This window comes from Mariniradius saccharolyticus AK6, from assembly GCF_000330725.2.
Taxonomy (GTDB): Bacteria; Bacteroidota; Bacteroidia; order Cytophagales; family Cyclobacteriaceae; genus Mariniradius; species Mariniradius saccharolyticus.
On record NZ_AMZY02000006.1, the window covers coordinates 127207 to 153932 of the forward strand.

Sequence of the window (26726 nt, forward strand, 5' to 3'; positions counted from 1 at the left end):
ACTGAAGTTCCTTTTCCGGGAAAAAAATAAAACCCTCCAAAAGTTATTTTACTTTGGAGGGTTTTTTGTTTCAACTAGAAAAATTCAGTCGGTCCCTTATCGGCTGGTTCACACCCTCTCCAAAGCCTGCGAGATATCCCAAATGATATCCTCGTGATGTTCGACGCCAATGGATAGCCTGATTAGTCTCTCGGAAATACCCATTTCTTTTCTGTCTTCCTCTGAAACATCACAATGCGTCATCGTTGCGGGATGCTCGGCCAAAGACTCAGTACTGCCCAAGGATACTGCCAACTTGATCAGGCGCAGGTGATTGAGAAAGACAAAAGCATCGGCTTCGCCTCCTTTAACCTCAAAGGAAACCATGGCTCCGGCACAGCTCAACTGCTTTTTGAAAATATCGTACTGCACGTCTCCGGGCTGCAAATGGCCGAGATAAAATACCTTTCCAACCTTCGGATGTGACTTCAGAAATCCGGCAACTTCGACCGCATTTCGAGCTTGTTGGGTCATGCGCACTTTCAGCGTCTCCAGGCTCCGCATCAGCAGCCAGCCAGTCCAAGGGCCAGCCATATTGCCGAGGAAGGTCCTGAGGGTGCGGACCCTTTTCATATGCTTGGATTTTCCCAACACCGCTCCTGCGATCAAGTCCGAGTGTCCACCGATATATTTGGTGGCTGAATAGACCACCAAGTCCACACCGTGCTTGAGCGGATGCTGCCAAAGCGGTCCCATGTATGTATTGTCAGCTACGACGACGACTTCTTTTTCCGCCGAAGAGAACTTGTCGGCAACCTCCCGGCAGATTCCAAAATCAAACAAGGCATTGGTGGGATTGGCGGGAGTCTCGACGTAGACCATCTTCAATTTAGAAGCCAAGCCAGCATCTTTCACCATTTGTATGACTTCTTCTGCCGACTGCGAATTGGTAAAACCTATCCCATGGATGCCATATTCTGGCAAAACTTTGTTGATAAAATGATCTGTGCCTCCATAGACAGGCTTGCTGTACAAAATCACATCCCCCGGTCTCAAAAACTCCAACATCACAGTAGATATTGCAGACATCCCGCTTTCAAACACCGCACATTCCTCCGCCTCATCCCACAAACAAAGCCTCTCCTCCAGAATCTGCAAATCAGGATTGTTGAGCCGGCTATAGATAAGTCCGAGTTCCTCGTTGGGTTGCTTTTCGCGCTGCCCGTAGGCTACTTGGAAAAACGCTTTCCCTTCCTCCGCGGTCTTGAAAACAAAAGTGCTGGTTTGGAAAATGGGGCATTTTACGGCCCCTTCGGAAAGCTCCGGCTTGTATCCGAAAGTCATCATCAGACTTTCTGGATGAAATTGGCGATTCTGCATCGTATTTGGGTCTATTTGCCCCAAATGACACCAAAAAGCAAGAAATAATCAAGCCAATGAATGAAATAATATTCTGAAAAATTGAATAAAAAATTAATAATATTCTTAGAATTCAACATTAAATATGGCTAATTGCATTCTGGTAAAATGAAATATCGCCGCCTAGACATTTTGGAGTTCTCTCAAAATAGTAAATTGGGCAAAAACCAAAAATGCTTATTTCACCACCAGTTTCAGAGAATATTCCTGTTCACGGCTGCTGACCGAGATTATATACATCCCCTGAGTCAATCCCTCAATTCGGATTTTGGTTTGACCTTCTTCGGGTAATACCAAGAGCCGCTCTTTGCCGAGCATGTCTACGGCCCGAATCGAACGTACACCCACAATTCCTTCGAAATCTACCCAGGTTTCTCCATTGCTTGGATTTGGATATAACTTGATTCTGGAGGGATTGATCTCTTTGCCCAAACTTGTGATGATGTTGACATTGACATCAAAAGTGCTCGAAGGGCCTGCATTGCAACTGTTTGTTGGAACAACGGTTACTTTGAAATCTCCCTCCCGTTCCCAGCGTATCTTCACGCTATTGGTACCTTGCCCACTGACAATCCTTCCTCCACCTCCGGAGACAGACCATTGGAAATTGACTCCCGCTACTGCAGTCACCGTATAGGTCTCTTCGGTCAATGCGACACGATCAGGACCGGAGATATCTGAGGGTTTTTCGGGTGGAGAAATCACCGATATCGTTCTGCTGAATTTTTGCCCTTGCCCACAAGGGTTGCTTGGCGTCACTGATAAGTTTTGGCTGGCAAGTACGTTCCACTGCACCCGAACGCTTGCCGTACCCTGCCCTTGGAGGATAGTGCCGCCGGTGACTTCCCACACGTAAATTGTCCCAGGAACGCTATTTACCGAATAGTCCATACTGCCATTGATACAAACCACGCCGTCACCTTCGACTTGGGAAATACTCTGCGGAAGGGTCGATACGACAACCTCCAGCCCTTGGGTTCCACCATTTCCACAATTATTGGTGCCACGTACGAGAACAGCATTGCGTCCAGGCGTATCCCAGCGTACTTGAATTTTGGTAGTACCTTGTCCAGACAAAATCGTCCCACCATCCACACGCCATTCGTAAGCAATATCTGCTACCATGGGTTCCTGGATTTGGTATTCAAACGGCCCCAGACAAACATTTGATTCCCCGAATATCAAGGTCGGCGTATCCGGCACCTGGCAACTGTAATTGAGCAAAGTACCGTTGTCGCCCACCGCATATCCGCTGCTCAAATCCCCGAAACTGATACGATTGATGTGTTGGAAAGTGCCTGTTGGCATCTTTTGCCAAGTTTGTCCTCCATCCCGGGAATTCATCATCAGCCCATTTTCCCCAGCCAAAAATCCGATAGACTCGTCCAAAAAGTGTGCTGACCTCAAGTTGGTGGTTTCGCCAATATTGATTGCTGACCAGCTTTTTCCCCTGTCTGTTGATTTCAGAACTGTGCCGTTGTCGCCGACAACCAAGGCTGTTTGGGTATCCAATACGGAAAATCCCCTGAGATTCTGGGCGATTGGATTCACCGCATTCTGCCAGGTCAAGCCCCCGTCGTTTGTCCAAGCAATGAAGCCACTTTCCCCAAAAACAAATCCCTCATTCAGATCGAAAAAATGAACATCCCGAAGTAGGCGGGTGGTATTGTTGACGGATATCTTTTGCCAGCTCACTCCAGAATCTACAGTCCTCGCCATAAAACCATTATTGCCGACTGCAAATCCGTTGGTGTTGTTGAAGAAGAAAAGGCCGAGGATTGGATCCGTTGTTCCAGGGTTGAGCGAGGTCCAATTGGCACCCGAATTGGATGTTCGCAAAATTGTGCCCTCATCACCTGATATGTAACCAAACGCATTTGTGGTAAAGGCAATATCGCGGAACGTCGCCGAAAGTGGTCTTGTGCGATCCGTCAGCGAGGTTCCTCCATTGGATGTTACAAGTACCAACCCATCTTCACCAATTATATACCCAAGTACCCCTGTCCGAAATAGTGTCGCCGTGTAATCTTTCGCAAAACCGCTCAGCCTGACCGTCCAACTCCCCCCCGAATTGGTAGAGGAAATAATCACCCCATTGGTGCCCACGGCATACACGATATTGGATGTAAATCGAAAATCTACTGACAGCAAGGTTTGCGTCGTGGGAATATTGATGCCGTCGAAGGTGGTGCCTCCGTTGATTGTCCGTAGACTGGTGCCTGTATCACCCAAAACAACTCCCAACAAAGGATTTGTCCGATTGAACGCAACTGTGTTGAGGTTGCGTTCGGTACCAGAAGTAACCTGTGTCCAGGTCTGCCCGGCATCAGTGCTGCGCAAAATCGTGCCGAGCTGTCCGATGGCGTATCCGTTTTTTGCATTCGTAAAATACACATCGTTCAAGCCATTGGATTGGCCGGTATTTACAAATGCCCAGTTGTTACCACTATTGAAAGTCCTCAGGATTCGGCCATCGGCAGCCGCGACATACCCTGTATCGGCATTGGCGAAATGCATACCATTGAGATTTACCGTAGATCCAACGGATTGTTTGGCCCAGCTAGACCCGCTGTTGGTCGAACGATATACTTCACCGGATTCGCCGACAATATAGACACGGGTTTGGTTGAGAAACTGAACGCTTCTTAGGGTCTTATCAGTCGGCAGTTTAATCAAAGACCAGGTTTCGCCGCCATTTGTAGTCCGGAATACCTGCCCATTTTCTCCCACCATCAATCCGAGGTTCTCATTGAAAAAATCAAGCCCATGCATATGGGTTTTGACGGGCGCCAGTTGTTCTGTCCAACTTAGGCCACCGTCGATTGTCTTGAGTATAATTTGATCGCCTGATACAAAGCCAATCTGTTCGGTCACCCAGTCAATGCCTGTAAGCCGATTGCCCCAAGCTCCGACCCTTTTCCAGGATTGGGCTTGCACGGCGACATGGAATAGCACAAAAATGAGAGAGAAAAAAAAACTTCTGTTCATGAATTGGTGATTGAGAGCATACAAAATTAGGAGGAAATACCAAAAATGAAAGACTTTAGGAATCGCCCCAGCGCCTATTACCTAACACCTTATCCGACATCACCCACAAACGACAATATTGATTTCATGAATTCATCTTTTACCGCTATTTTTAGAAGTGCTAAGGCAGAAAAAAATGAAAAAAATCTTAAAATTTTTGATTCCAATCAGCATGTTAATGGCCTGTGGCTCAAATGAAAGGGTCAGTAAGGAGGTTTTTGAGGAAGCCACCAAGAGCATGGAAGTCAGGAAAATCAGTGAAGCAGACATCGTGCGTGAGGCGATGAAATGGGGCGACGAAATCAGTACTGAAGCCCAACAACAGTTGCTCACGGTACTGCAAACGACCATTTCAGAAAAGGGTGTTCCGGCGGCTATCGAGGTCTGTCACACACAGGCGCTTCCCATCCTGAAAGATGTCTCCGACAAATATGGGGTCCAAATAAAAAGAGCCTCGTTCGCTTACCGTAACCCACTTGATAAACCGGATGAAGCTGAAAAAGCCATTTTGGATGCCTACACTTACAATGTCGAAAACCAAATCCCCAACGAACCGAACATTCAGAAATTGGAAAATGGAGATGTACTGCTTTACACCAAAGCCATCCAAATCCCTAACGCCCTTTGCCTGAACTGCCACGGAAAAAAGGGCGAGGATATCAAGCCCGAAACCCAAGCGGCACTTAACCAAATATATCCTGAGGACAAAGCGACAGGCCACAAGGTCGGCGACCTCCGGGGAATGTGGAGCATCAGGATTCCCAAAAAAGAAGTAGTCAAGAGAATGTAGCGAGCTATGAATAAACCTTTCAAAAAATACTTTTTGATATGCTTCCTCTACTTTTTGATGGGAACCATGTCCTATGCGGTTTCAGACAATGTGATTGTGTCTGGAAAAGTACTCATCATATTGGCACATCCCAATGTTGAGAGTTTCAATCATGCAGTCAGCAAGACCGTCTCAGGAAGGCTTTCCAATAAAGGTTATGAGGTGAAGACACGAGACTTGTACCAACTGGGTTTTGATCCGGTGTTGTCTTTGGAGGAATTGAAAAACTACGAAAACGGCGATTTTCAACATGCCCAAGATATCTTGGCCGAACAGGAGGCAATTCTTTGGGCGGACCATTTGGTGTTGGTTTTTCCTACATGGTGGTGGTCTCCGCCTGCGATTTTGAAAGGCTACTTGGATCGCGTGTTTACGCCAAATTTCGCTTTCGCTTTTGATGAAAATGGAATCCCAAAAGTCTCCCCACTTAATGGGAAAAAGGTCAGTATCATACAAACCACGGGTGCGGGTGAGGAATTTGTCAAATCCGAACAAATGGACGAAGCGGTAAAGAAACTTTTCTCTACCGGCATTTTTGGATTTTGCGGCATGGAGGTCGTCCACCACGAGTTTTTGATGGGGGTTTCCGGAAAAAGCTATGAGGAACTAAAGCAGGTGCTTCAAGAAGTAGACATGATGGTGGACACTTGGTTTGAGTGAAAAGAATGGATGGCGAAACAAGAAAGCTCGGAAATTGCTATGAAGGAGACCTAATTTCATTGCACCCCATCTCGCTCGAAACTTGGTTTTTCATCATAATGTATTCGACTGATCGCTATCCGAAATATTTCCTCCTGACAATCAATCGGCTACATTGAAAGTATCATCAGAGAACCCTATTTTTCCTATATAAAATGGTAATCTAATTTTTATTTCTTTATCTTTTTCCTAATTAAGACCTAGTAAATTTCCATTCTATGCCAAGAGCAAAATCCGATAAAGACCGTAAAATCTTTGTGCTGGATACTTCCGTTATCCTATATGCACACAACTCCATTATGAATTTTGCTGAGCATGATGTGGTCATCCCGATTACTGTATTGGAAGAGCTCGATCAGTTCAAAAAGGGGAATGATACCAAGAATTTCGAAGCGCGGGAGTTTATCCGATTGTTGGACACCTTATCCAAGGACCAAATGATCCACCACTGGACACCACTCAACGGGAAAACACGTGGATTTTTCAAGGTCTTGATGAATCCGGAAAACGCGATGAACGCGAACGTGATTTTTGGAGAGGAAAAAAATGACCACAAAATCCTTAACGCAGCGCTTCATCTTCAGCAAACGGAAAAAAACCGCAGGGTGATCCTTGTCTCCAAAGACATCAACCTCCGCCTCAAAGCAAAATCGCTTGATATCCACGCTGAAGACTATGAGACTGGGAAAATCAAAAACCTCGAGGAGCTCGAAAATACCGGCAAATATGTCCTGGAAGGCATCGGCCAAGAAATCATCAATCAGATTTATGAATACAATTCCGTCGAGGCCAAGCATGTCTTGGGCACCAGGAAACGAAAGGCAAATGCTTACTACATTCTGAAAAGCGAGAAAAACTCGGTTTTGGCATACTACAACGCTGAGGACAACACCATGGAAAGGGTGGACAAGAAGTTGGCTTACAACATCAAACCAAAAAATGCGGAGCAGACTTTCGCGATGCATGCGATTCTTAACCCAAGGGTAAAATTGGTGTCGATACAAGGAGTGGCTGGTACCGGAAAGACCTTGTTGGCTTTGGCTGGAGCATTGGAACAGCGTAGGGATTACAAGCAAATATTCCTGGCTAGGCCAATCGTCCCCCTCAGCAACAAGGATATCGGCTATCTTCCTGGCGATATCAAGTCAAAGCTGAATCCTTACATGGAGCCACTTTGGGACAATTTGAAGTTCATCCAAAACCAATTCAAAGAATCCGACAAGGAATACCAAAAAATCACCGAGATGGTCAATCAGGAGAAATTGGTGATTCAGCCCTTGGCCTACATCCGTGGACGCTCGCTTTCCAACATTTTCTTCATCGTGGACGAGGCCCAAAACCTGACGCCACACGAAATCAAGACCATCATCAGCCGTGCGGGAGAAAATACCAAAATCATCTTCACAGGCGATATTTTCCAGATTGATACGCCGTACTTGGATAGCCAAAGCAACGGTCTCTCCTACCTTATTGATCGGGTAAAGGATCATCCGTTGTATGCCCATATCAAGTTGGAAAAAGGTGAGCGGTCCGAATTGGCCAATCTAGCCAACGATTTGTTGTAAACAAAAGCTGTCTTGATTCTCCCGATTGCGTTTTCTCGCCAAATTCAGGATTTTGTTCTGTGTTTTGGGGAAAAGATTCGGGAGAATTTTTCATTTTAGAGCAATACGAAATTTATTGCTGATTTTTTCCTTCGTTTTAATTCCAATCAGAATATAATTCGGATTTTTTTGACATTTTAACCTTTTTTTAACGTTCCCGCGCAACCTTTCACCCCCCAAAAAGAGTTATCAAACTGTATCAATCCACGCAACAATATGTACGGTATCGTACACACTTGTTTGGCATTCAAAATTATATTTCATTGATTATCAGTTATTTACAAAATTTGGAGCAGAATTTGGCATAAAGCATACATCTGCCGAACAGGGCGGACGGAAAAAGAAACCAACTATTATTAATTACATAAGATTATGAAACCAACTATTTTAACTCAGAAAAATGTATGTGCCTTTTTAAGTTTGATCATGGCACTTACCATCTTGTGGGCCGCTAAGGTCGAGGCGAAGTCTGACATTGTCAGCGTGGTCATGCCGATGGATTCCATCGAGCGTGTAGAAGGGATAAAAGAAGACGTTCCCGCATTTGAATTGGACCTTTCTGACATCAGGGAATTCCCAACCGTTACTTTGATAAACAAATATGGAGAGGTAGTGGCCGAATTCTACGGAAGCAAAACAGAACTTGAAAAAAGATTCAAAGAGGTAATCGACAACGGTGATTTCTTGACGACAGTAGGAAAACAGGAATTTTACCTCGTAAGATAGTTTAGTTGATTGTTTGGTTTTTTGAATAAGCAAAAAGGTGGATTTTGTCCACCTTTTTTTATTATCTCCATCAGCAGACTCATCAACTTTCCGTAATGGTGTTCAATTTGGCTAGAAAGCTGTTATAGTACTGTCGTCCTACTTGGACAACTGCACCCATCCTCAGGTTGATGTCTTTTGTATTAAAGCTTTCGATTTGGGAAAGCTGCACGATAAATGATTTTTGCACCCGGAGGAATAGATGTGGGGGAAGCTTTTCTTCCATATCTTTCATGGATTTACGGATGGTGAAATTCCTTCCTTTTGTGTAAATGGTCACCATGTTGCCATTTGCCTCCACATAGTAAATATCCTCGTAGGGCACACGCTCGTACGCGTTGTCCGCTTTGATAAATACTGCGTCAGTGACGAGATATGGGCTTTCGTCTTTTGCACGGACCGTTACTGCTTCTGCAGCCGGCTTTGTACGCTTGTTGTAAAGCACAATCTCAACAATCGCATGTATGTCATTTGTGTTGAAAGGCTTTACGATGAAGCCTGCAGGATTGATTCTTTTTGCCCTTTCGATGATGGTAGGATCGGAATAGGAGGTCACGTACACCAAAGGTACTTCTACCATTTGCTTGATGATCTCACCCAATTCAATACCGTCTTTGTCACCTTTGAGCTTGATATCCATGAACACCAAGTCAGGTTTGTATTTCTTTACAACTTTGACTGCTTGGTTGGCGGAGTTGGCAATATCGATATTGACATAGCCCAAAAGCTCCAAAATCTCCTCTATATTCTCGGCAATGTTGACATCATCCTCAACAATAAGAATTCTTTCCTCTTTCATAAGTTAAATGGGGAAATATTGCGTTTTAGTGACAATTAAATAAATTTTTGATGCAGTGAAGTGATTATTGGGCTATTTACAAATTTTAGTTTTCTGAATCAATATTTATCTCAATTTTTCGCCATGCCGATAATTCCGCTCACTACAGGCTCATCATATCCTTAAATCTTGCTGCCTGACGCCTACTTACCTCAATCCGATCGCCCCCTTTGAGTGTAACAACCAGTCCTCCATTGAACCATGGTTCGATCGCTTCCACCCAGCTGAGGTTGATGATATGCTTTCTGCTTGCGCGGAAAAACGATTTTTCGCTCAATCTTTCATCCAAAGCATTGAGTGACTTATGGATCATGGGTTTAAAGTTGTCGAAATATACCTTGATATAATTCCCGTCGGATTCGAACAGGCGAACATTGGACAATTTGACAAACCAGCACCGATCACCGTCCTTGACAAAAACCTGATCATCCAATGTCAGTTTTCTGTTTGCCATATTGGCGATTTCCTCAGTGCGATCCTGATTCTCATTGAGCTTTTTGGAAAGTTTTTCTACCGCTTCGCCGAGCCTTTTTGGCTCGATGGGCTTGAGCAGATAGTCCAAGGCATTTACTTGGAAGGCCTTGATCGCATACTCGTCATATGCGGTGGTAAAGACGACGTGGGGGACATTGTCCAGTTCTTCCAGGAGATCAAAGCCCGTCTTTTCGGGCATTTGGATATCCAGGAAAACAACATCTGGCGCCAACGCCTCTATTTTCTCTTTGGCATCGTCCACGTTATTGGCTTCTCCCACGATTTCAACTTGTTCGTATTGGGACAACAAGGTGATCAGTTCTTTTCTCGCCAGTCTTTCGTCATCAATTATCAGTGCTCTCATGTGCATGAATTTTAACCTAATGTAAGGTTTTGTTTTGGAATTTTAAGTTCAGTTATTACAAAATCGTTCCCGGAATTGTATATTTTAAAGGAAGCCTTTTCTCCATAGATTAGTTTCAGCCTTTGGATAGTATTGCTGATACCATGGCCTTCCCCGTCCCGTTTTCTGCCAAACGCATTATTTCTCAATTGCCCGCTGTTTTTGACCTGGACGATCAAGTCGTCGGCAAGACCCTCCCTGCATTTGATCTCTATCAGGCCTCCCTTTACCCTATTTGAAATCCCGTGTTTGATTGCATTTTCGACAATTGTCTGCAGCATCATGGGAGGGATCTTGAAATCGAATGCTGATGGCTCGATATCATATTTGACCTTCAGACGTTCCTCAAAACGAATCGTCTCCAAATTGAGGTAGTCCTTCACCGTATTGATTTCGGATTCAAAATCGATCGTTCTTTTTCTATCCATCATGAGCGAAAACCTCAAGATGTTGGAGAGCTGCGTAATGGCAAGCTTGGCCTTGCCGGGATCTTCGTCGACGAGCGCCCTCACGGAATTGAGTGCATTGAAGATAAAATGCGGGTTAAGTTGGCTTTTGAGATGATTGAGCTGGATTTCGTTGATCTTTGCTTGATACTTGAGCGATTGGTTGTAATTATCCAAAAAATGGTAAAGGAAATACACCATCACCCACAGTAAGTAATAAATAAAGGAAACGAAAATATTGCCGGAGACGACAATCCATCGAAAATCTGTTTCGGGATTAAGCGTTCCGAATATCCAGTTGATGATAAACTGGGCGCCGGTGTTGAGCACACCCAAAATCACCAAGGCCAGTAGCGTACGTGCCAACAAGTTGGGGAATCCCAAATTGAACCAGTCGTACTTCTTGAAAACCAAGCGCAGGCCATGGGTAGAAACCAGGAAAAATAGCGCCAAGGAAACGTAGGCTCCAATTTGAATAAGCGTAATCCTGCGGTCGAGCGAAACCAAAAAAAGGTTGATAAGGGCATAGCCCGACCAACCCAAGATCTGCAAAACCCAGTATAATCGCTTTCTATTCATGGTTAGGCGCCAAATATACTACGGGGCTTCCATGAGGGGATATTTTTTTTGGGAAGGGTAATTTACCGTCCGTATGAGGCTATATCCTGTTACAGACTTAATTCCATCTTCAAAAACCGCGCAGTATGGCTTTCTGGGTGCAGGGCTACCTGCTCTGGAGTACCCGTCGCGATGATTGTACCGCCCTTGTCCCCACCTTCCAATCCAAGGTCCACAATATGGTCCGACACTTTGATCACATCCATGTTGTGTTCAATAATCAGGACGGTATTCCCTTTGTCCACCAAGCGATTCAAAACCTCCAGTAGATGCTCAATATCCTGGAAATGTAGCCCTGTGGTCGGTTCATCTAAAATGTAAAATGTCTTTCCGGTGTCTTTTTTCGAAAGCTCCGTCGCCAATTTCACACGCTGCGCTTCTCCTCCCGAAAGCGTGGTTGCGTGCTGACCCAAGGTCACGTAGCCTAAGCCAACGTCGTTGAGGGTTTTGATTTTCCTCAAAATACTGGGTTGGTTTTCGAAAAACTCCACTGCTTGCTCCACGGTCATGTCCAACACATCCGAGATGGATTTGCCCTTGAACCTCACCTCCAAGGTTTCCCGGTTGTAGCGCTTGCCTTTGCAGGTCTCGCAGGGCACGTGTACATCGGGGAGAAAATCCATTTCGATCAACTTCATCCCCGCCCCCTCACAATCCTCACAGCGGCCGCCCTTCACATTGAAGCTGAACCTGCCAGGCTTATAACCCCGGATTTTGGCCTCGGGAAGTTCGGTAAATAGCGTTCTAATGTCAGAAAACACACCGGTATAAGTGGCAGGATTGGAGCGTGGTGTGCGACCGATCGGTGATTGGTCCACTTCGATGACCTTGTCGAGATGTTTCAGTCCCTCCACTGCATCGTAGGGAAGCGGCTCTTTCTTTGCGTTGAAAAAATGCTTGTTCAGGATAGGATAAAGCGTCTCATGAATCAGCGTGCTTTTTCCGCTACCTGATACGCCGGTGATACAAATCATCGTGCCAAGCGGGAGCTTGAGGTCGACATTCTTCAGGTTGTTTCCTTTGGCACCTTTTATTTCGAGAAACTTTCCGTTACCGATTCTTCTTTGCTTTGGTACTTGTATTTTCAACTCACCGGCCAGGTATTTGGCAGTAATGCTTTTCCTTTTTAGAAAATCCTGGGGCGAGCCCAAAGCCACGATCTGACCCCCATGCCGTCCGGCACCCGGACCGATATCCACCACAAAATCAGATTCCAACATCATGTCCTTGTCGTGCTCTACGACAAGTACGGAATTGCCCAAATCCCGCAAATCCTGCAAGGCTTTGATCAACTTGACGTTGTCCCGCTGATGCAATCCGATGCTCGGTTCATCCAAAATGTACAACACCCCAACGAGTTGGGTACCAATCTGGGTAGCGAGGCGGATACGTTGCGCTTCCCCGCCCGAGAGGGTTTTCAAGGGACGATTGAGAGACAGGTAATCCAAACCAATGTCCATCAAGAAACCGATTCGCTTTCGGATTTCCTTCAAAACTTCCCGCGCGATCGTATTCTGTCGCTCACTCATCCGATCTTCCAATCCAAGGAACCAAGCCCCCAACGCAGCAATATCCATCATGGCCAGCTCCCCGATGTGGTGATTGTCAATCTTGAAATGGAGCGCCTCTTTCTTCAGTCGATATCCATTGCAATCAGGACAGACTTTTGTCTCGGTGAATTCATTGACCCAATCTTGGATCTTATCGGTGCCGCCTTCTTGTTGCTTTTGGAGAAAATTCACAATTCCTTCGAAAGTGGTGTTCCACATCGTTCCAGGATACTTCACCGAATCCACGGCTACTTCGATCTTATCGCCATACAAAATGACATGCACGACCTCCTCTGGAAGATTCTCAATCGGTGTCGTGATGCTGGCTTTATAATGCTTGAGAATTGCTTCGATTTTCTTGAATATCCAAACGTCCCGGTACTCTCCCAAAGGCGCTATCCCGCCACGGCTGATGCTGAGACTGCGATCGGGAATGATGTTTTCAATCGTAATTTCCTCAATCACTCCCAAGCCATTGCAAGTCGGGCAGGCACCGTAGGGGCTGTTGAACGAGAAAGTATTGGGTGCAGGCTCATCGTATGAAAGCCCCGTCAGGGGATCCATGAGGTATTTTGAGAAATGATGGACTTCTCCCGCCTCATCCCGGAGCATGATGACACCTTTTCCGTGGTGCAGGGCGGTCTTGAGGGATTGGCTGATTCGGTAGTGGTCTTCTTCGTCTGCGACTATCCGGTCCACCACGATCTCAATATCGTGTATCTTGTAGCGATCCAACTGCATCTTGGGCACCACATCCATTACCACGCCGTCGATGCGGACTTTTGAAAAACCCATTTTCCGGATCTGTTCAAACAACTCGCGGTAATGTCCTTTTCTCCCCTTGACAATCGGTGCAAGGACATAAAGCTTTTGTCCTTTGAACTTTTCAAAAAGCTGCTCAATGATTTGGTCCTCTGTTTGCCTTATCATCCTTTGCCCACTCAGGTAGGAGTATGCCTCCCCCGCGCGCGCATAAAGCAAGCGCATGAAATCATAAATTTCCGTCACAGTACCTACCGTCGAGCGGGGATTCTTGGAAGTGGTCTTTTGCTCGATCGAAATCACGGGTGAAAGCCCATTGATCTTGTCCACATCGGGGCGCTCCATGCCACCCAGAAAAGACCGTGCATAAGCCGAAAAACTCTCCATGTAGCGGCGCTGTCCCTCGGCATAGATCGTATCAAATGCCAGTGAACTCTTCCCACTGCCGCTCAAGCCGGTGATGACCACAAGTTTGTTGCGGGGAATACTAATGTCGATATTTTTCAGGTTGTGTTCCCTGGCACCAAAGATTTCGATGGTCTCTTCTTTGGTATCAACTTGTGCGTCCAACATTGAGGGAGGTGTAGGTTTGTGAAGCTTGCAAAAATACGAACTTGTGAGCGGGATTCCCAGAAAGGCCCGATCTTAAAACAGTCTGAAAGCAGGAAGGTTTTGAATTGTGAAGTGATTTGAATCCGTACCTTTCCCTACAAAAGCCCAAAATGACATCAAGAACCTTTTGCCTCCTTTTTCGCTTGTCTGGCAGCTTTCTTTTCCTCTTTGGTGGGCTTTTCACTTGGGTCCTTCTTTTTGAACAAGTGAAGTCCCTTTTTTTCCTCCTCCTTTCCAGAACGTTTGTCAGCCTCCTTTTTCTTCAATTCATCCAAATCATCCCCTGAAAGTGTCGACTTCAAACCTGAAAAAATCAACTTCCACCAATAGGCAAACATGGATTTGTGGGTTTCCCGGATAAAGTAGATGCTTCCTTTGTTCAGGTTTCCATTCTTTTTGGGATTGGAGGAACGAATGACGATGGTATTGGCCATAAAGGCCCCAATTTTCCTAAGGAGATTGTTGTCATGCTCGTAGTTCTTATTGAGCAATTCCAGTTTCAAATCGTCATAACGTATAATCAATTCCCCCTCACCTCTGTAGTCGTTGCCAAGGATGTTAAAATCCAACCGATTGAGTGTGCCGGATTTGATGCTTGCCTTTGCCTCGGGTTCGATCATGGTATTGAGCTTCCCAAGGTCCATTTTGCCAAGTGTTCCTTTCATGGTGAATTTACCCTGTTCATCTTCCAAGTCATAGCGAATCGCTGCTTTGAGCAAGCCCTCACCCATCAGTTTGGCGTCTGCATCTATTGAAATTGTCCTGTTTTTACCCCGTCTTTCGAGATAGTTGGACACGTTGGTGATATGCGCATTCATATCAGAAAAAAAGAGGTGGGCAAATCGATTTGACGCGTTTGCCGGTCTTTCCTCGATCATCACATGGGCTCCTTCCACAAACACATTCTCGATATGGATGATTTGCTTCAAGTTTTGGATGGCCTGATGCACCATCTGTGGTCTTTTGTTAACGTCTTCGGGCTTAAACTTGTCCACGAATACTTCAAGTTTGAGGTTTTTTGCCCTCAAGGTATCCATCTCCACGACCCCATTTCTGAAATAACTCCCAAACCTTACCCCGCCCATCTCCATTTGCGCATCCCGAATTTGCAACCACGTTTGTCGCTGTGGAAACTGCGAGGTGTATTGCAATTTGCCCTGCTTATTGAGCAAACTCAAACTTCCCACGCTTAGCTTATTGGTATATGAATCCAAGATCACATTGTTGACCAAGGCATATTGTCTGAAACGGTCAAAGTGAAACTCGACTTGCTGTATACTTCCTTGGACCACATCGACGTGAAACAAGGATTTGGCGTTATCGATATCACTTTTTGTTAATTGGAAACCTTCGGCCGAGATATCCATGTCCACCAAAGCCAATCTTAGGGAATCGTAGAGATTGTTTTTGACACTGACAGAGAAATCCTGCAAAACGATGTCTTTCACCTCTATCAGATCATAATCCTTCCCCTTCTTGGGCCTTTCCTTTTTTGGTTGGGGTGCGCCGGTGAAAAGCGAATCCCAAGGCGGAAATGAAGAAACGATCTCCATCCCGTTCAGGTAAGCCGAATCCATGGAAATCGTATTGTCAAAAATCAAGGGACGCCATTTGAATCCAGTCAAATGGAGATTTTCCGCAAAAAGATTGATCTTGATATCATCCTCACCCAACACATTTGAAGGGCTTACCACAATGCTGTCGATCCTGAGATAAGTGCCAAAGTGGTCGTAGTTCAATTCAATTTTGCCAAAACTCAGCTCATGTCCGCTGAAACTGCTGGTCCGGGTGATGAGTTCAGTGAGGATCCTCGACGCATTGGCATTCAGGTACTTGTTGATGAAAAAAGGCAGACCCAATACCAAAAATCCAAGCAGGACAGCAAGAAACAGAAAAACATAAAGGACTTTTTTCATAAAATCGGCAATACCCGATTAAGTTATCAAAAAATGGACATATCCATATGGTTTGGGGGATTTTTCAATCTTCGACAGGAAGTTTGATGAGGTAGCGCCTACCGCGCCTTACGGGAAGTTTCCTGTCACGTAGCCATGGATTATACATTTTCAGCTCCTTGTAATTGGAGCCGTGCCTTATCGCCCAAGCTGCAAGATCGGGTATGCTTTGATCCACGGCCAACTCCCGCAAAACGGGCATGCGGTACAGGTCCTTTTCCGCCAACTCAAAGCCATACTTCTCGGGATTTTCGAATATTTCCTTAAAGGCCAAAATCCTGAACAAATACCTGCTCGTCTCTTCCACCAAATGCAGGTCAAAGTAATTGTCTTTGTGCTGCTCTTCTTTTCGCCTTCGGATACCTGCGATTCCGGCATTGTAGCTTGCTGCCACCGAGGTCCAATTCCCAAACTTGGCATAGGCTGATTTGAAATATCCACAGGCCACTTTGGTCGATTTTTCCAGATGGTATCGTTCGTCCACCTCATCCCTCACTTCAAGCCCATAGTCCTTGGCCGTGCCTTCGAGAATCTGCCAAAAACCGCGTGCGTCCGCCGAAGACACAACGTTCATCAGTCCCGATTCGGCCATCGCCAAGTACTTGAAGTCATCCGGGATGCCATTTTCGGCTAAGATCTTTTCGATGACCGCCAGGTACTTTCCAGATCTTTTCATCAACAAAATCATGTTGGATTGCCAATATACATTGACGTAAAGCTCGCGCTCAAAGCGCTCCCTCACGTCCGGTAATTTCATGGGTACCTCCTCACCGGCGAAAGTCAACGTTGCGGGTATCTCGAAAATCCTGGCCTTCGGTTCGGGCATCGTAAAACGCAATGATTCACCCTCTTCGGTTTGGATAAGGATTTCCTGCTGTTCGGTTTCGGCGGTGCTCTTTGATTCCCGCCAGATTGTCCAGGCCAAAAGCAGGCCAAGCAAGCTATAAATTACGATCAAATGAAGCTGTTTCAATGTCCCTTTCCTGAAGTATGTGAATACGATTGATGCGCATGAATCAGCGGGATATTGGCTCGCCTACCGCCAGCTGTCATAACGAAGCCCAAAATAGGGCTTAAACTGGGTATTCAAAACCCAAATTCCGTTTTGGGCAATCCATGTCCCGAATGAAGTGTATTTGCGGGACTCCGCAAGTCTATTTACCTTCGTTGGCTTTTTGCAAGACAATATGAATCTGGAAGAGAAATCGAAGGAAGTCAGACGGGTATTTCAGGAACTTGACCGAGAAATCAAGGCATTCCTGGGAGCCAGCCAACTCACCTGCCTTCCGGGTTGTGGGTTCTGCTGTTCCAATCCCAAAGTAAGCGCTTCAGTGCTTGAGTTTTTGCCATTGGCTTTTGACTTGTACGAAAAAGGAAAAGCGGAAAAAGCGCTCGAATTGCTTGAATCCAAATCCGATTCGGACTGGTGCATCATTTACAAAGCAACCTCAGCAGATGGCGAAAAAGGCTTCTGCTCGGACTATCAAAACCGGGGACTGATTTGCCGCCTTTTTAGCTCTTCCTACCGGACCAATAAATCCGGAAGAAAGGAAATCATCACCTGCAAAAAAATCAAATCGGCCAACCCGGAGCTTTTTGAAACCGCCGCTGAGCAAGTCAATATCGATATGCCGATACCTTCGAGCTCAGGTACTTATGCACAATTGTACAATATCGATTTCCAACTGACCAATGACCAAATGCCGATCAACCAAGCGATTCACAAGGCCCTTGAGCTGGTTTTGAACTATTGCTACTACCGGGACATGGCAAGCCAAGATCCCGGCGAAAGTTTATGAAATGGGCTTTTTGCCGTATATTGTATGTGAATTCTTTCTCTCCAAACAACAAGACCATGCTGAACATTTCCGAAATCATACAAACGGTCCGACAGCTCATCGATGTCCGCATCCAGATGATCAAAGAGGAAATCAACCAACAATTAGCTACAGTGTTGGCGCGGGTTTTCCTCTTGTTCTTTATCGGCTTGGTCATTTTGCTGATTATGATTTTCGCCAGCTTCACTTTGGCCTATCTCATCAGTGAATGGGCAAGGACACCATACATGGGATTTTTGGTGGTGTCACTGCTGTACGTGTTGCTTTTGATAGGTCTCTACCTGATGCGCAATTCCAAAAAACTCATCGGCGCATTCCACTTTATCCTTAATCAATTTCTCTTTGGCGGAAAAAACGACTGAACACGATGAAAGAAGAGCTGGAAAAAAAATCCAAAGAGCTGGAACAGACGCTGCAAATGCAGCTGGAAGTAGCCAAAAAAGAATCTGAGGAATGGGTAAAGATAGGCGCCGTAGCTTTGGCGAGCGGCTTGCTTGCATTTGGACTTTACCAAATATTCGGCAAAAACAAGGAAAAGAAAAAGACCAAAAAGGTCATGGAAACCCTGGCAAAAGAAGGTCTGCTGGATGCCGAGATTAAGAAAAAACTGACCCAAAAAGCAGAACCTGGATTGCTCGGACGGGTAGGGATAGCTTTGCTCCCGATGGCTTTGAATTATGGCAAAGAGCAACTTCTGACCAAACTGCAGGAATCCGCTACCAAGAAAACCGATGAACCGCAAAAATAGGGTTGGGGTATTTTTGGAAGAACTGGCCAACTCCGCCAAAAAGGGAATTGCCTGGCTCATCGACCCCGATGATATCCGGACGACGGAGGATCTGGAAAATGCAGCAGAGGCTGCCATCAGTGCAAAAGTTGATTTGCTTTTTGTAGGCGGAAGTCTGTTGCAGCGCAATCATGTGGACCAGATTCTTTCCCATTTGGCTTCGCTGTGTCCGGAAATCCCTACCGTACTTTTTCCGGGAAATACCCTCCAGTTTTCTCCAAAGGCAGATGCATTGTTGTTTTTGTCCTTGATTTCCGGAAGAAATCCGGACCTTCTCATTGGACAGCATGTTCAAATCGCTCCTTTGCTGGAAAAAACGGATATCGAAATCCTGCCGACCGGCTATATGCTTGTGGACGGGGGAGAAAAAACCAGCGTGCATTACATCAGCCAAACGATCCCTTTGCCCAACCACCATCCGGACTTGACAGTGGCAACTGCCTTGGCGGGGAAGTTTCTGGGGCTGAAGTATTTTTACTTGGACGCGGGCAGTGGGGCACCACAGCCCGTTTCGATGGAATTGATCAAGGCTTTCAAGAAGCGAATGACGGAGCCGCTGATTGTCGGTGGGGGACTCAATAGCCTCGAAAAGATCAAAAACGCATTTTTTGCAGGAGCTGACTTGGTCGTCGTCGGCAACGGCATCGGTAAAAACCCAGAGCTGCTCGCAGAAGCCAAAGCCTTTGTAGAATCACTGCGGGTGATGGCGAATTGAGGATGAAAAAACTATCGATTCCCCTCCTCCAGCAGATTCATAAACCCATCTAAAGATAAAACTGAGACACTCGGGAATTGTATTGAAGCCAATACTGAAAAATGCCTGTCTTCAGTAACAATAAATGCGGCCCGTGACGCGATCGCACAATCGACATACTTATTGTCTTCAGGATCCGCCGCTATCAGATTCCATTTGAAATAGGTGTTGGCATAATGAACGTTTGGGAGCTCCCTAAGCAATGAGATAAAGCTGCCAGAAGTTCGTACCCCATATTTCAGTTGGATGATTTCTTCATACTCCAGCAAAATCTCTTCAGTGACTGCCAAGTCGAATTTACGTTTCACCAAGGACTGAAAAACCAAATGATATGGAGACCTTGAAGTCAAGCACATCACCAATATGTTGCAGTCAATTACAATGACCATATCTGGCTAAGCCTGTTTTCGAAAATGCTCCTTTTTCCATTTTTCGAAAATAGCCTGCGGCTCATGCTGTTTATCGAAAGCCTTGTCAGCTTCCCTGACCACCTTATCTGCAAGGTAAGTTATCAGCAATGATTTCAATTCCTGTAAATCTTCTTCTGATTGTTCGTGGCCAAAAAGCCTCAGGATTTCCAGTTGAGCTTCATTTAGGGAGTTTGGCATGGCAATGATTAATTTCTGGTAACGGAATACACCGCTAATTTAGCAAATCTAGCGGGATTCTGGATTCGAGTGTATGCACTTGGTGGAATGGCAAAAAAAACGCCCCCATTTTGGAGGCGTTGGAATCTTGTCTACAATAGGGGCCCAAACTGCCGCAGGAAGCGCACGTCGTTTTCGGTAAACAGGCGCAGGTCGCGGATTTGGTACTTCAGCATGGCGATACGCTCGATACCCATCCCAAAGGCGAAGCCGGTATATTTTTTTGAATCTATCCCGCAGTTCTCCAAGACATTCGGGTCGACCATCCCGGAACCGCCGATTTCCACCCAACCTGTGCCTTTGCAGACGTTGCAGCCTTTGCCGCCACAAATCAGGCATGAAATATCGATCTCGGCACTCGGTTCGGTGAACGGGAAAAAAGAAGGCCTGAACCGCACCTTGGTTTCCTTGCCAAACATCTCCTTGGCAAAGTGGTACAGCGTATTTTTCAAATCCGCAAAACCGACATTCTCATCCACATACAGTCCCTCCACTTGGTGGAAGATGCAATGTGCACGGGCCGAAATGGCCTCGTTGCGGTACACCCGGCCCGGGGAAAGTGTGCGAATCGGTGGTTTTTGGTTTTCCATCACGCGCACCTGTACGGATGAAGTGTGGGTACGCAGGGCGATATCGGGATTTTTTTCCAAAAAGAAAGTGTCCTGCATCTCGCGCGCAGGATGGTTTTCGGGAAAATTCAAGGCTGTGAAGTTATGCCAATCGTCTTCGATTTCGGGTCCTTCGGAAAGGTTGAAGCCGATGCGCTCAAATATCTCGATGATGCGCTGCCGGGTCGCGGTCAGGGGGTGAATCCCGCCCGCAGGCGTCAGGACAGCAGGCAGCGTCAGGTCCAAATCCTTGGACTTGGATTGTTTTTTGGATTGGTTGACGGTTTCGATCAGGGATTTGAATTTCTCCTCGGCCAAGTCCTTCACCTCATTGACCAATTGGCCATAGGCACGCTTTTGGTCATTGGGGATATCCTTCATGGCAGCGAAGAGTTCGCCGACCATGCTCTTTTTGCTGATAAACTTCATCCTATAAGCTTCCAATTCCTCCTCGGTGGCAGCACTGGCTGCGGCAATGGCGGACTTGATGGCTTCGATTTTTTCCTGATGCATGGGAATCTGGTTTTTCAAAGCCACAAAGCTAAAATAATTGGCAGGATATGGAGGTAAATCAGGGGGAAATTTGAATAGCAGAGGGTTCCACTTCTCGGTTTAGTATAAGCTTTCGCCGATGACTGGGTGGAATTACAAATTCCAAAAAAATAGAAAAGCGTAGTCACATCCTCGAAAGACATCGGGATAAGCTTAGCGTCTGCGCCAATCTATGCTAATGGGGGCCAGCCCGCATTTGCTATAGCCGATGCTGGCGAACATTATTTTTTTCTTTTCACTTTCAATTCTGTCCCTTTGTCCTCAGGGTCATTAAATTTTATTGTGAAACTTTCATTGTCAAATTGAGTAATTTCAAAACATTCGCAGCATATACATTTAGTGTCCGGTGTCGGATATGTTTCTGTTTCGTCTGTCGAGAAGTCGTGAACTACAATATTTGAAGATAAATCCGTGTAAGCTTCGTAAACTCCAATTTCATTTTCCTTGTCAATGTAGAATGGATAGTTTCCAAGCCATTTATCTTTACCTGTCTTTTTGTTGATTACTCGGAGTTCCTCAGGGTTTCCTGATCCGTCTCCACGATGCTTCACGAGTACGTAGTTTTCAAAGTCAGCACCTAATTCTGTATAGCCGCGAAAGTTGTCTTTGTATCGAAGGTCGAGTTCGATTTTGTCCCCATTTTTCAAGGTCAATATCATTCCTCTGAATAAGGTGTCACTGATATAGAAAATCTTGGCTCCGTTGGTCAATTGGTTAGTAGAGTCGACATGATTTTGAAAATTGTCAATTAGCAAATCGGCTTTGTCGCTGTCGGTTTCGCTGATTTGTCCATACGAGACGGTAGCAATAAAAGTAAATAATATGTAGAAAACTGGCTTCATTTTAATGTCTGCCATCGGTATGTGTGTATGTAAAGTAGCGGATTCGAAGCACTTTACTGTCCACCGAAACGAAAGCTGGCTGCAGAGCGAAAGCCTTGCTGAAAGCCATTTGCCCGCCATTAGCTATATGCGTTGTTTTGCATAGTTTTTTATTTCTTTAACGTCTTTTTCAATTGTCGAAAGATCAACTAATTTCTCTTCAAATTTTGTTTCTTTCTTAGTCTTTTTCCAATAGGGAAACAACCAAGTCATTGCCGTTCCTAAATTCTCAAATTCTGAGTCGCTTAGTATAAGTTCAGTCTTGCTTTTATATGGAAAGCTGCCCTTGTAATATCTAGTTATTCGCTTTCTTTTAGTCAGCAGATTGAAAAATCTGTCAATTGCATTTTGAATGTCATCATATTCTGGGTCAAAATGTTGGTGTACTAAACCATATCCAACTGTCAATTCTCTTTCGTCACAACAAATCCATATTCCTGTTTCACCAATTGATAGGTGGTCACCGTCTTCATATTCTCTTAAGTCACTTCCGAAATGGTTTTTCAAAAGTTCCTTAATCTTAGAATATATGGCTTGGTGTTTTTTCATTTCAAATTATCATCAACGTGATTCAGCTTGGAGAAGGCGGGCTTTCGGAGCCGTTCTAATCAAGCCTACTCCTAACTCCTTTAAGATACTAAACTTTCAATTTACTCTGAACCCCCCGCTGTCTTCCAAGGTGATGTTACACACTGGTTATTCTTTTCTCCATTTACGTAATTGTTCAATTTCCTTTCTTAATACTTTAAGAGCTTTTTCCATATATTTTGCCATTTGTTGAAATTGTTTAATCATTGACAAAGTTCGATCGTGATTATTTAAATCTAACGGCGGTGGTACGAATGCCTGTTTGTGCCTGAGGAATGGAAAGTCAAAACTTCTCGATAAGCCACATTCATGAATGTCAATAATTCCATTTTCGTCTAGGTCTGCATATACAATCCAAATTTTATCTGTCATCTTAGGAATAACTGAACAGCTTGAATGATATTTTCCTATCACATTTCTACCTGGATGTTTACCTTTCAAAAGCTCGATTATTTGAAATTCGTAGGATCCATCATTATTTGATTTAAGTAGTTCACCTATGAATATTAATTCAGAATATAAAAAGTTTTCTTTTTGATTTGTAGCTAAAGCTTTAATTTTAACACAATTACAACCAATTGCTGATTGAATTTGAAAAAGAAGAAAGATCACGATAATTGTTCTCATACTGGTATGTAACTTGTTTATACCCCTGACGACTTTCAGACTCAGTATCCCGATTTTTAGCTTCTACGCCTGATTTCTAGCCCGTATTTGTCAGGTTTTATTAAAACTATGGAATTATTTAAAATCGTCAAAGGGCGACTTGATTTTCTGCATTCCCGACCTTTTCCAAATTTTTCTGACTACCCCCCAAATCCCCCATTTTTCGGATATCGGCGCAAAATAGCTTAATATTGGCCCCTGATGTTTCCGGTCCAACTCATCCTTTTTGCATCCCTGTCATTGTTGTTCCTGACGGTAAGCTACTGGGCAGTGAAGCAGACCATGCTTTTTGGAAAATGGGAATACTGCATCTATATCCTGCTGCTGTATTTTCCGGTGTATACGGTGTACCTAAGTGTGGCCTACGGCGTGACGGCTTCGGTGCCCGTAGTCAAGGGCTTGCAGTCGTACAAGGACCTGATCGTCCTGTTTGCGATCGGGGCATTTGTCCTTTACCAGCGGGATTTTTGGGCATACCCCTTCAAGCTCAATGCACTCGACAAAGCCTATTTGGCCTTCATTTTCCTAGCTGTTGTCTTTCTCTTCCTTCCCCTGGGAGAAGCTTCCTTTGTCAACAAGGCCTTTTACCTGAAGGGACTCCTCATCCCGGCTTTGGTGTACACGATGGGCCGGAATACCCGCTTTGCGGACGGGGAAATCAAGTGGGTTTTTCACATCATCTTCGGTATCGTGATCGCCGCCTTTGTGGTCAATCTGTTGGAAATCGCATTGGACACCCATTTCCAAACCCTGACGGGCTACGCCAATTTCAACCAAGCCATCAACGACGTAGCGCCCTCGGGTAATTTTGGCCTGACCTGGACCTTTGAAACGCAGGCGGTCACCAAGCGCTTGGGTTCGCTCTTTTCCGACCCCTTGGAGTTGGCGAGTTCGGTGCTCTTGGGCTTTGCCGCGGGACTGATTTGGTACCTGACAACAAAAAGGGAAGACTCCGTTCCATATTTCATCGTGATGCTGTGTGCGTTGGCAAGTTTGTTTCTCGCCTCCTCACGGGCTGCATTTGGGGCATTTTTCATCATGCTCTTTTTTGTGGCGATCATCTTCAGGCTGTACAAACTCATCCTTTTTGGGGCAAGCATGGGCGTGCTTTTCGTCGTGTTTGTCATCTTCTTTGCCTCGGAGGATTTCTATTTCTTTGTCTTGGATACGATCACCTTCGAAAATGCCTCCAGTATGGGCCACCTGATCGAGTGGCTGGTTGCCCTGGATTCCATGATTGCCAATCCCCTCGGCATCGGCCTCGCCATGAGTGGCAATATGGGCAGCGTCACCGACGATGTGCGCGTGGGCGGGGAAAACCAATTTCTGATCTATGGCGTGCAGATGGGTATTCCTGGCATGCTCCTCTATATCGTGATGCTGTACCTTGGCATCAAACTTTCCATCCGCGTTTTTCGCAGCAGCGACAATGTCATGACGGCACGTGTGGCCTTCACTGGCGCTGCGGTCAAAGCCGGACTGCTGCTGCCACTCTTTACTGCCAATGCCGAAATGTACGCCTACGTGAGTTGGATATCCTGGTGGATGATTGGCTATGCCCTCAACCAAAAACCGAAAGTCGTCGATGGGAAAGCCTAGGATATTGGTGGATGCCTATTACCTGCACGTAGCCCAAACAGGGATCAAAACCTACATGGTGACGGTCTGCGAAGAGATCTTGCGGCACGAAAATTCCGAATGCGACTACATCATTTCCCCCGATTTTCGGAAGATCAAGGAAAATTCCTTCTTCAAAGGCAAGACTTCCAAATGGAAAAACCTCCTTTTTCAAGTGCTTTACTTTTGGAGAAAGCAAGTCGTGCTTCCGCTGCTTTCTTATGTTCACCGGGCGGATGTGGTTTTTTGCCCGGATATCATGGTGCCGTTATGGGGTCGGGGAATCAAGGTCTCCGTGCTGCACGATACCTTCTTCTGGGACAGTCCCGAGCATTACCACCCCCTGTGGCGAAAATATTACCTGTACTTTTTGGAAAAAGGCCTCAGGCGTCACGGCCGAATCATCACCGTTACCGACTTTTCCAAAAACAGGATTCAGCAATTGCCGGGATTTGAAAAGATACCCGTCCGCCGCGTCTATCCGGCATCGGGAATATCGCTGAGCACAAACACCCCCGACAAAATGCAGGTTTTGGATTTCCCATACATCCTGCACGTAGGGGTATTGGAAAAAAGGAAAAACCTCAGCCTGCTGATCGAAGCATTTGCGTTGCTTGCGCGGGACCCGGCATTTGCCGATTGGAAACTTATCCTCGTCGGACAGCGCGGCCCCAGAAAGACCTTGGATGATTTTGACCGCCTGCGGGAACTGGTTTCAAGTTTAGGATTGAAAGAAAAAGTCCTGTTTCCTGGATATGTGACGGAGCAAATGCTCGCAGCCTATTTTTCTCAAGCCAGGATTTACGTCTTTCCCTCGGCCAATGAAGGATTTGGACTGCCGGTGCTGGAGGCTTTTTCCTTTGGGCTTCCGGTGATCATTTCCAACCAAGGCGCTCTCAAAGAAGTCGCGGGCGATGCGGCCTGGGTTTTGGAATCCGACACCCCGGAGTCCTTGAAATCTGCCATTGTCCACCTGGACCGACATCCCGATCTCGTTAGCGACATGCGGCAAAAAGGCCAAAAGCGCCTGCAGGAATTCGGTACGGAGAAGTTTTTCCTATCTTTGGACCAAACTTTTAAAATGATCCTCCATGGGTAGTTTTCTCGGAAACACCATTTCCAAACTGACAGGCAAAGACTTTCGCAACCGATTTGGTTCGGATTGGGATGGTGTTTCGACTTTGGGAGCCTTGGCAAGAATGGCTTGGTGGATGCTGCGGGGCTTTTTCGTACGCTGGCGATTCGGAAAGACGAAGGGATTGTTTCTGATCGGAAAAGGCGTCACCATCCGTCAGGCATCGTACATCCGCGTCGGGCGCAACTTCATCGCCCAAGACCACTGCGAAATCAATGGCCTTTCCCAAAAAGGCCTGGAATTTGGGGACAAAGTCACCATCGGCAGCTATGCCATCATCCGTCCGACCAATCTCTACGGAGGCGAGGCTGGTGTGGGATTGAAAGTCGGCGACAACAGCAGCATTGGCCCGTATTGCTACATCGGTTGCTCGGGCTATATCGAAATCGGCAACAACGTCATGATGTCGCCGCGGGTGAGCATTTACTCGGAAAACCATAATTTTTCCAACACAGACCAACCCATGATCGAACAGGGCGTCACCCGCTCATTTGTCAAAATCGAAGATGATTGTTGGCTGGCTGCCAACAGCCTGATTTTGGCAGGCGTGACGGTGGGCAGAGGGGCCGTTGTTGCCGCGGGGAGCGTGGTGACCAAGGATGTTCCGCCCTACGCCATCGTGGCGGGCAATCCTGCCAAAGTCGTCAAATTCCGCAAAGAACCACAACCCTGA

General features: G+C 45.9%; 25 protein-coding genes. 11 read left to right on the forward strand and 14 right to left on the reverse strand.

Annotation, left to right across the window (positions count from 1 at the left end; translation table 11 throughout):
- Window positions 1–108: 108 nt before the first annotated feature.
- Window positions 109–1359 (reverse strand): cystathionine gamma-synthase family protein, encoded by a 1251-nt coding sequence (locus C943_RS04695; protein ID WP_008624784.1) that lies wholly within the window; start codon window positions 1357–1359, stop codon window positions 109–111.
- A 216-nt stretch (window positions 1360–1575) separates the two neighbouring features.
- Entirely contained in the window at window positions 1576–4386 is a 2811-nt protein-coding gene (locus tag C943_RS04700) for a YCF48-related protein (protein WP_008624786.1), read from the reverse strand.
- A gap of 175 nt (window positions 4387–4561) precedes the next feature.
- On the opposite strand from C943_RS04700, the gene C943_RS04705 reads away from it, so the two are divergent.
- The 4 genes from C943_RS04705 (at window position 4562) to C943_RS04720 (ending at window position 8283) form a co-directional block, all read left to right on the forward strand.
- On the forward strand, window positions 4562–5215 hold the full coding sequence (locus C943_RS04705) for a Tll0287-like domain-containing protein (protein WP_040479046.1): 654 nt from the start codon (window positions 4562–4564) through the stop codon (window positions 5213–5215).
- A gap of 6 nt (window positions 5216–5221) precedes the next feature.
- A complete protein-coding gene (locus C943_RS04710; RefSeq protein WP_008624790.1) occupies window positions 5222–5914 on the forward strand; it encodes an NAD(P)H-dependent oxidoreductase in 693 nt (230 codons plus the stop codon).
- A gap of 257 nt (window positions 5915–6171) precedes the next feature.
- Complete coding sequence (locus C943_RS04715; RefSeq protein ID WP_008624793.1) at window positions 6172–7518, forward strand: PhoH family protein; 1347 nt, start codon at window positions 6172–6174, stop codon at window positions 7516–7518.
- A gap of 465 nt (window positions 7519–7983) precedes the next feature.
- Entirely contained in the window at window positions 7984–8283 is a 300-nt protein-coding gene (locus tag C943_RS04720; RefSeq protein ID WP_245545509.1) for a hypothetical protein, read from the forward strand.
- Between the two features lie 82 nt (window positions 8284–8365).
- Here C943_RS04720 and C943_RS04725 read toward each other — a convergent pair whose 3' ends face one another.
- From C943_RS04725 to C943_RS04750, 6 genes are all read right to left on the reverse strand, one after another.
- Window positions 8366–9121 carry a LytR/AlgR family response regulator transcription factor gene (locus C943_RS04725; protein ID WP_008624796.1) on the reverse strand — a complete coding sequence of 252 codons (756 nt, stop codon included), beginning with the start codon at window positions 9119–9121 and terminating at the stop codon, window positions 8366–8368.
- Window positions 9122–9263: 142 nt separating this feature from the next.
- Window positions 9264–9998 carry a LytR/AlgR family response regulator transcription factor gene (locus C943_RS04730; protein WP_008624797.1) on the reverse strand — a complete coding sequence of 245 codons (735 nt, stop codon included), beginning with the start codon at window positions 9996–9998 and terminating at the stop codon, window positions 9264–9266.
- An 11-nt stretch (window positions 9999–10009) separates the two neighbouring features.
- Window positions 10010–11062: a sensor histidine kinase gene (locus C943_RS04735; RefSeq protein WP_040479051.1), complete on the reverse strand. Its 1053-nt coding sequence runs from the start codon at window positions 11060–11062 to the stop codon at window positions 10010–10012.
- Between the two features lie 89 nt (window positions 11063–11151).
- Window positions 11152–13986 carry an excinuclease ABC subunit UvrA gene (gene uvrA / locus C943_RS04740; protein ID WP_008624799.1) on the reverse strand — a complete coding sequence of 945 codons (2835 nt, stop codon included), beginning with the start codon at window positions 13984–13986 and terminating at the stop codon, window positions 11152–11154.
- 155 nt (window positions 13987–14141) lie between these two features.
- The gene (locus tag C943_RS04745) at window positions 14142–15941 is read right to left on the reverse strand and encodes a hypothetical protein (protein WP_008624800.1); all 1800 of its coding nucleotides are present in this window, start codon (window positions 15939–15941) and stop codon (window positions 14142–14144) included.
- 64 nt (window positions 15942–16005) lie between these two features.
- Entirely contained in the window at window positions 16006–16938 is a 933-nt protein-coding gene (locus C943_RS04750) for a lytic transglycosylase domain-containing protein (RefSeq protein WP_008624805.1), read from the reverse strand.
- 229 nt (window positions 16939–17167) lie between these two features.
- Between C943_RS04750 and C943_RS04755 the strand changes: the two genes are divergently transcribed.
- From C943_RS04755 to C943_RS04770, 4 genes are read left to right on the forward strand one after another with little or no spacing between them, the layout of a single operon-like run.
- Window positions 17168–17779: a YkgJ family cysteine cluster protein gene (locus C943_RS04755; protein WP_008624806.1), complete on the forward strand. Its 612-nt coding sequence runs from the start codon at window positions 17168–17170 to the stop codon at window positions 17777–17779.
- A 56-nt stretch (window positions 17780–17835) separates the two neighbouring features.
- Window positions 17836–18180 (forward strand): phage holin family protein, encoded by a 345-nt coding sequence (locus tag C943_RS04760; RefSeq protein ID WP_008624808.1) that lies wholly within the window; start codon window positions 17836–17838, stop codon window positions 18178–18180.
- Between the two features lie 5 nt (window positions 18181–18185).
- A complete protein-coding gene (locus C943_RS04765) occupies window positions 18186–18566 on the forward strand; it encodes a hypothetical protein (protein WP_008624809.1) in 381 nt (126 codons plus the stop codon).
- A complete protein-coding gene (locus C943_RS04770) occupies window positions 18550–19320 on the forward strand; it encodes a phosphoglycerol geranylgeranyltransferase (RefSeq protein ID WP_008624810.1) in 771 nt (256 codons plus the stop codon). The genes C943_RS04765 and C943_RS04770 overlap by 17 nt, the downstream gene beginning before the upstream one ends.
- Before the next feature lie 11 nt (window positions 19321–19331).
- On the opposite strand, the gene C943_RS04775 is transcribed toward C943_RS04770, so the two are convergent.
- From C943_RS04775 to C943_RS04800, 6 genes are all read right to left on the reverse strand, one after another.
- Window positions 19332–19748 carry a putative toxin-antitoxin system toxin component, PIN family gene (locus tag C943_RS04775; RefSeq protein WP_040479057.1) on the reverse strand — a complete coding sequence of 139 codons (417 nt, stop codon included), beginning with the start codon at window positions 19746–19748 and terminating at the stop codon, window positions 19332–19334.
- Window positions 19749–19754: 6 nt separating this feature from the next.
- The gene (locus C943_RS04780; protein ID WP_008624813.1) at window positions 19755–19967 is read right to left on the reverse strand and encodes a hypothetical protein; all 213 of its coding nucleotides are present in this window, start codon (window positions 19965–19967) and stop codon (window positions 19755–19757) included.
- Window positions 19968–20098: 131 nt separating this feature from the next.
- Complete coding sequence (locus C943_RS04785) at window positions 20099–21127, reverse strand: phenylalanine--tRNA ligase subunit alpha (RefSeq protein ID WP_008624814.1); 1029 nt, start codon at window positions 21125–21127, stop codon at window positions 20099–20101.
- A 260-nt stretch (window positions 21128–21387) separates the two neighbouring features.
- On the reverse strand, window positions 21388–22023 hold the full coding sequence (locus tag C943_RS04790; protein WP_211208861.1) for a hypothetical protein: 636 nt from the start codon (window positions 22021–22023) through the stop codon (window positions 21388–21390).
- A 108-nt stretch (window positions 22024–22131) separates the two neighbouring features.
- The gene (locus C943_RS04795) at window positions 22132–22596 is read right to left on the reverse strand and encodes a hypothetical protein (protein WP_040479060.1); all 465 of its coding nucleotides are present in this window, start codon (window positions 22594–22596) and stop codon (window positions 22132–22134) included.
- 147 nt (window positions 22597–22743) lie between these two features.
- Window positions 22744–23262 carry a hypothetical protein gene (locus C943_RS04800; RefSeq protein WP_040479062.1) on the reverse strand — a complete coding sequence of 173 codons (519 nt, stop codon included), beginning with the start codon at window positions 23260–23262 and terminating at the stop codon, window positions 22744–22746.
- Between the two features lie 240 nt (window positions 23263–23502).
- Between C943_RS04800 and C943_RS04805 the strand changes: the two genes are divergently transcribed.
- Genes C943_RS04805 through C943_RS04815 form a run of 3 tightly spaced genes read left to right on the forward strand, consistent with a single transcriptional unit; the run spans window position 23503 to window position 26726 of the window.
- The gene (locus tag C943_RS04805) at window positions 23503–24900 is read left to right on the forward strand and encodes an O-antigen ligase family protein (protein ID WP_008624818.1); all 1398 of its coding nucleotides are present in this window, start codon (window positions 23503–23505) and stop codon (window positions 24898–24900) included.
- On the forward strand, window positions 24887–26017 hold the full coding sequence (locus tag C943_RS04810; protein ID WP_008624819.1) for a glycosyltransferase family 4 protein: 1131 nt from the start codon (window positions 24887–24889) through the stop codon (window positions 26015–26017). Before C943_RS04805 ends, C943_RS04810 begins: the two co-directional genes overlap by 14 nt.
- Entirely contained in the window at window positions 26010–26726 is a 717-nt protein-coding gene (locus C943_RS04815) for an acyltransferase (protein WP_008624820.1), read from the forward strand. Before C943_RS04810 ends, C943_RS04815 begins: the two co-directional genes overlap by 8 nt.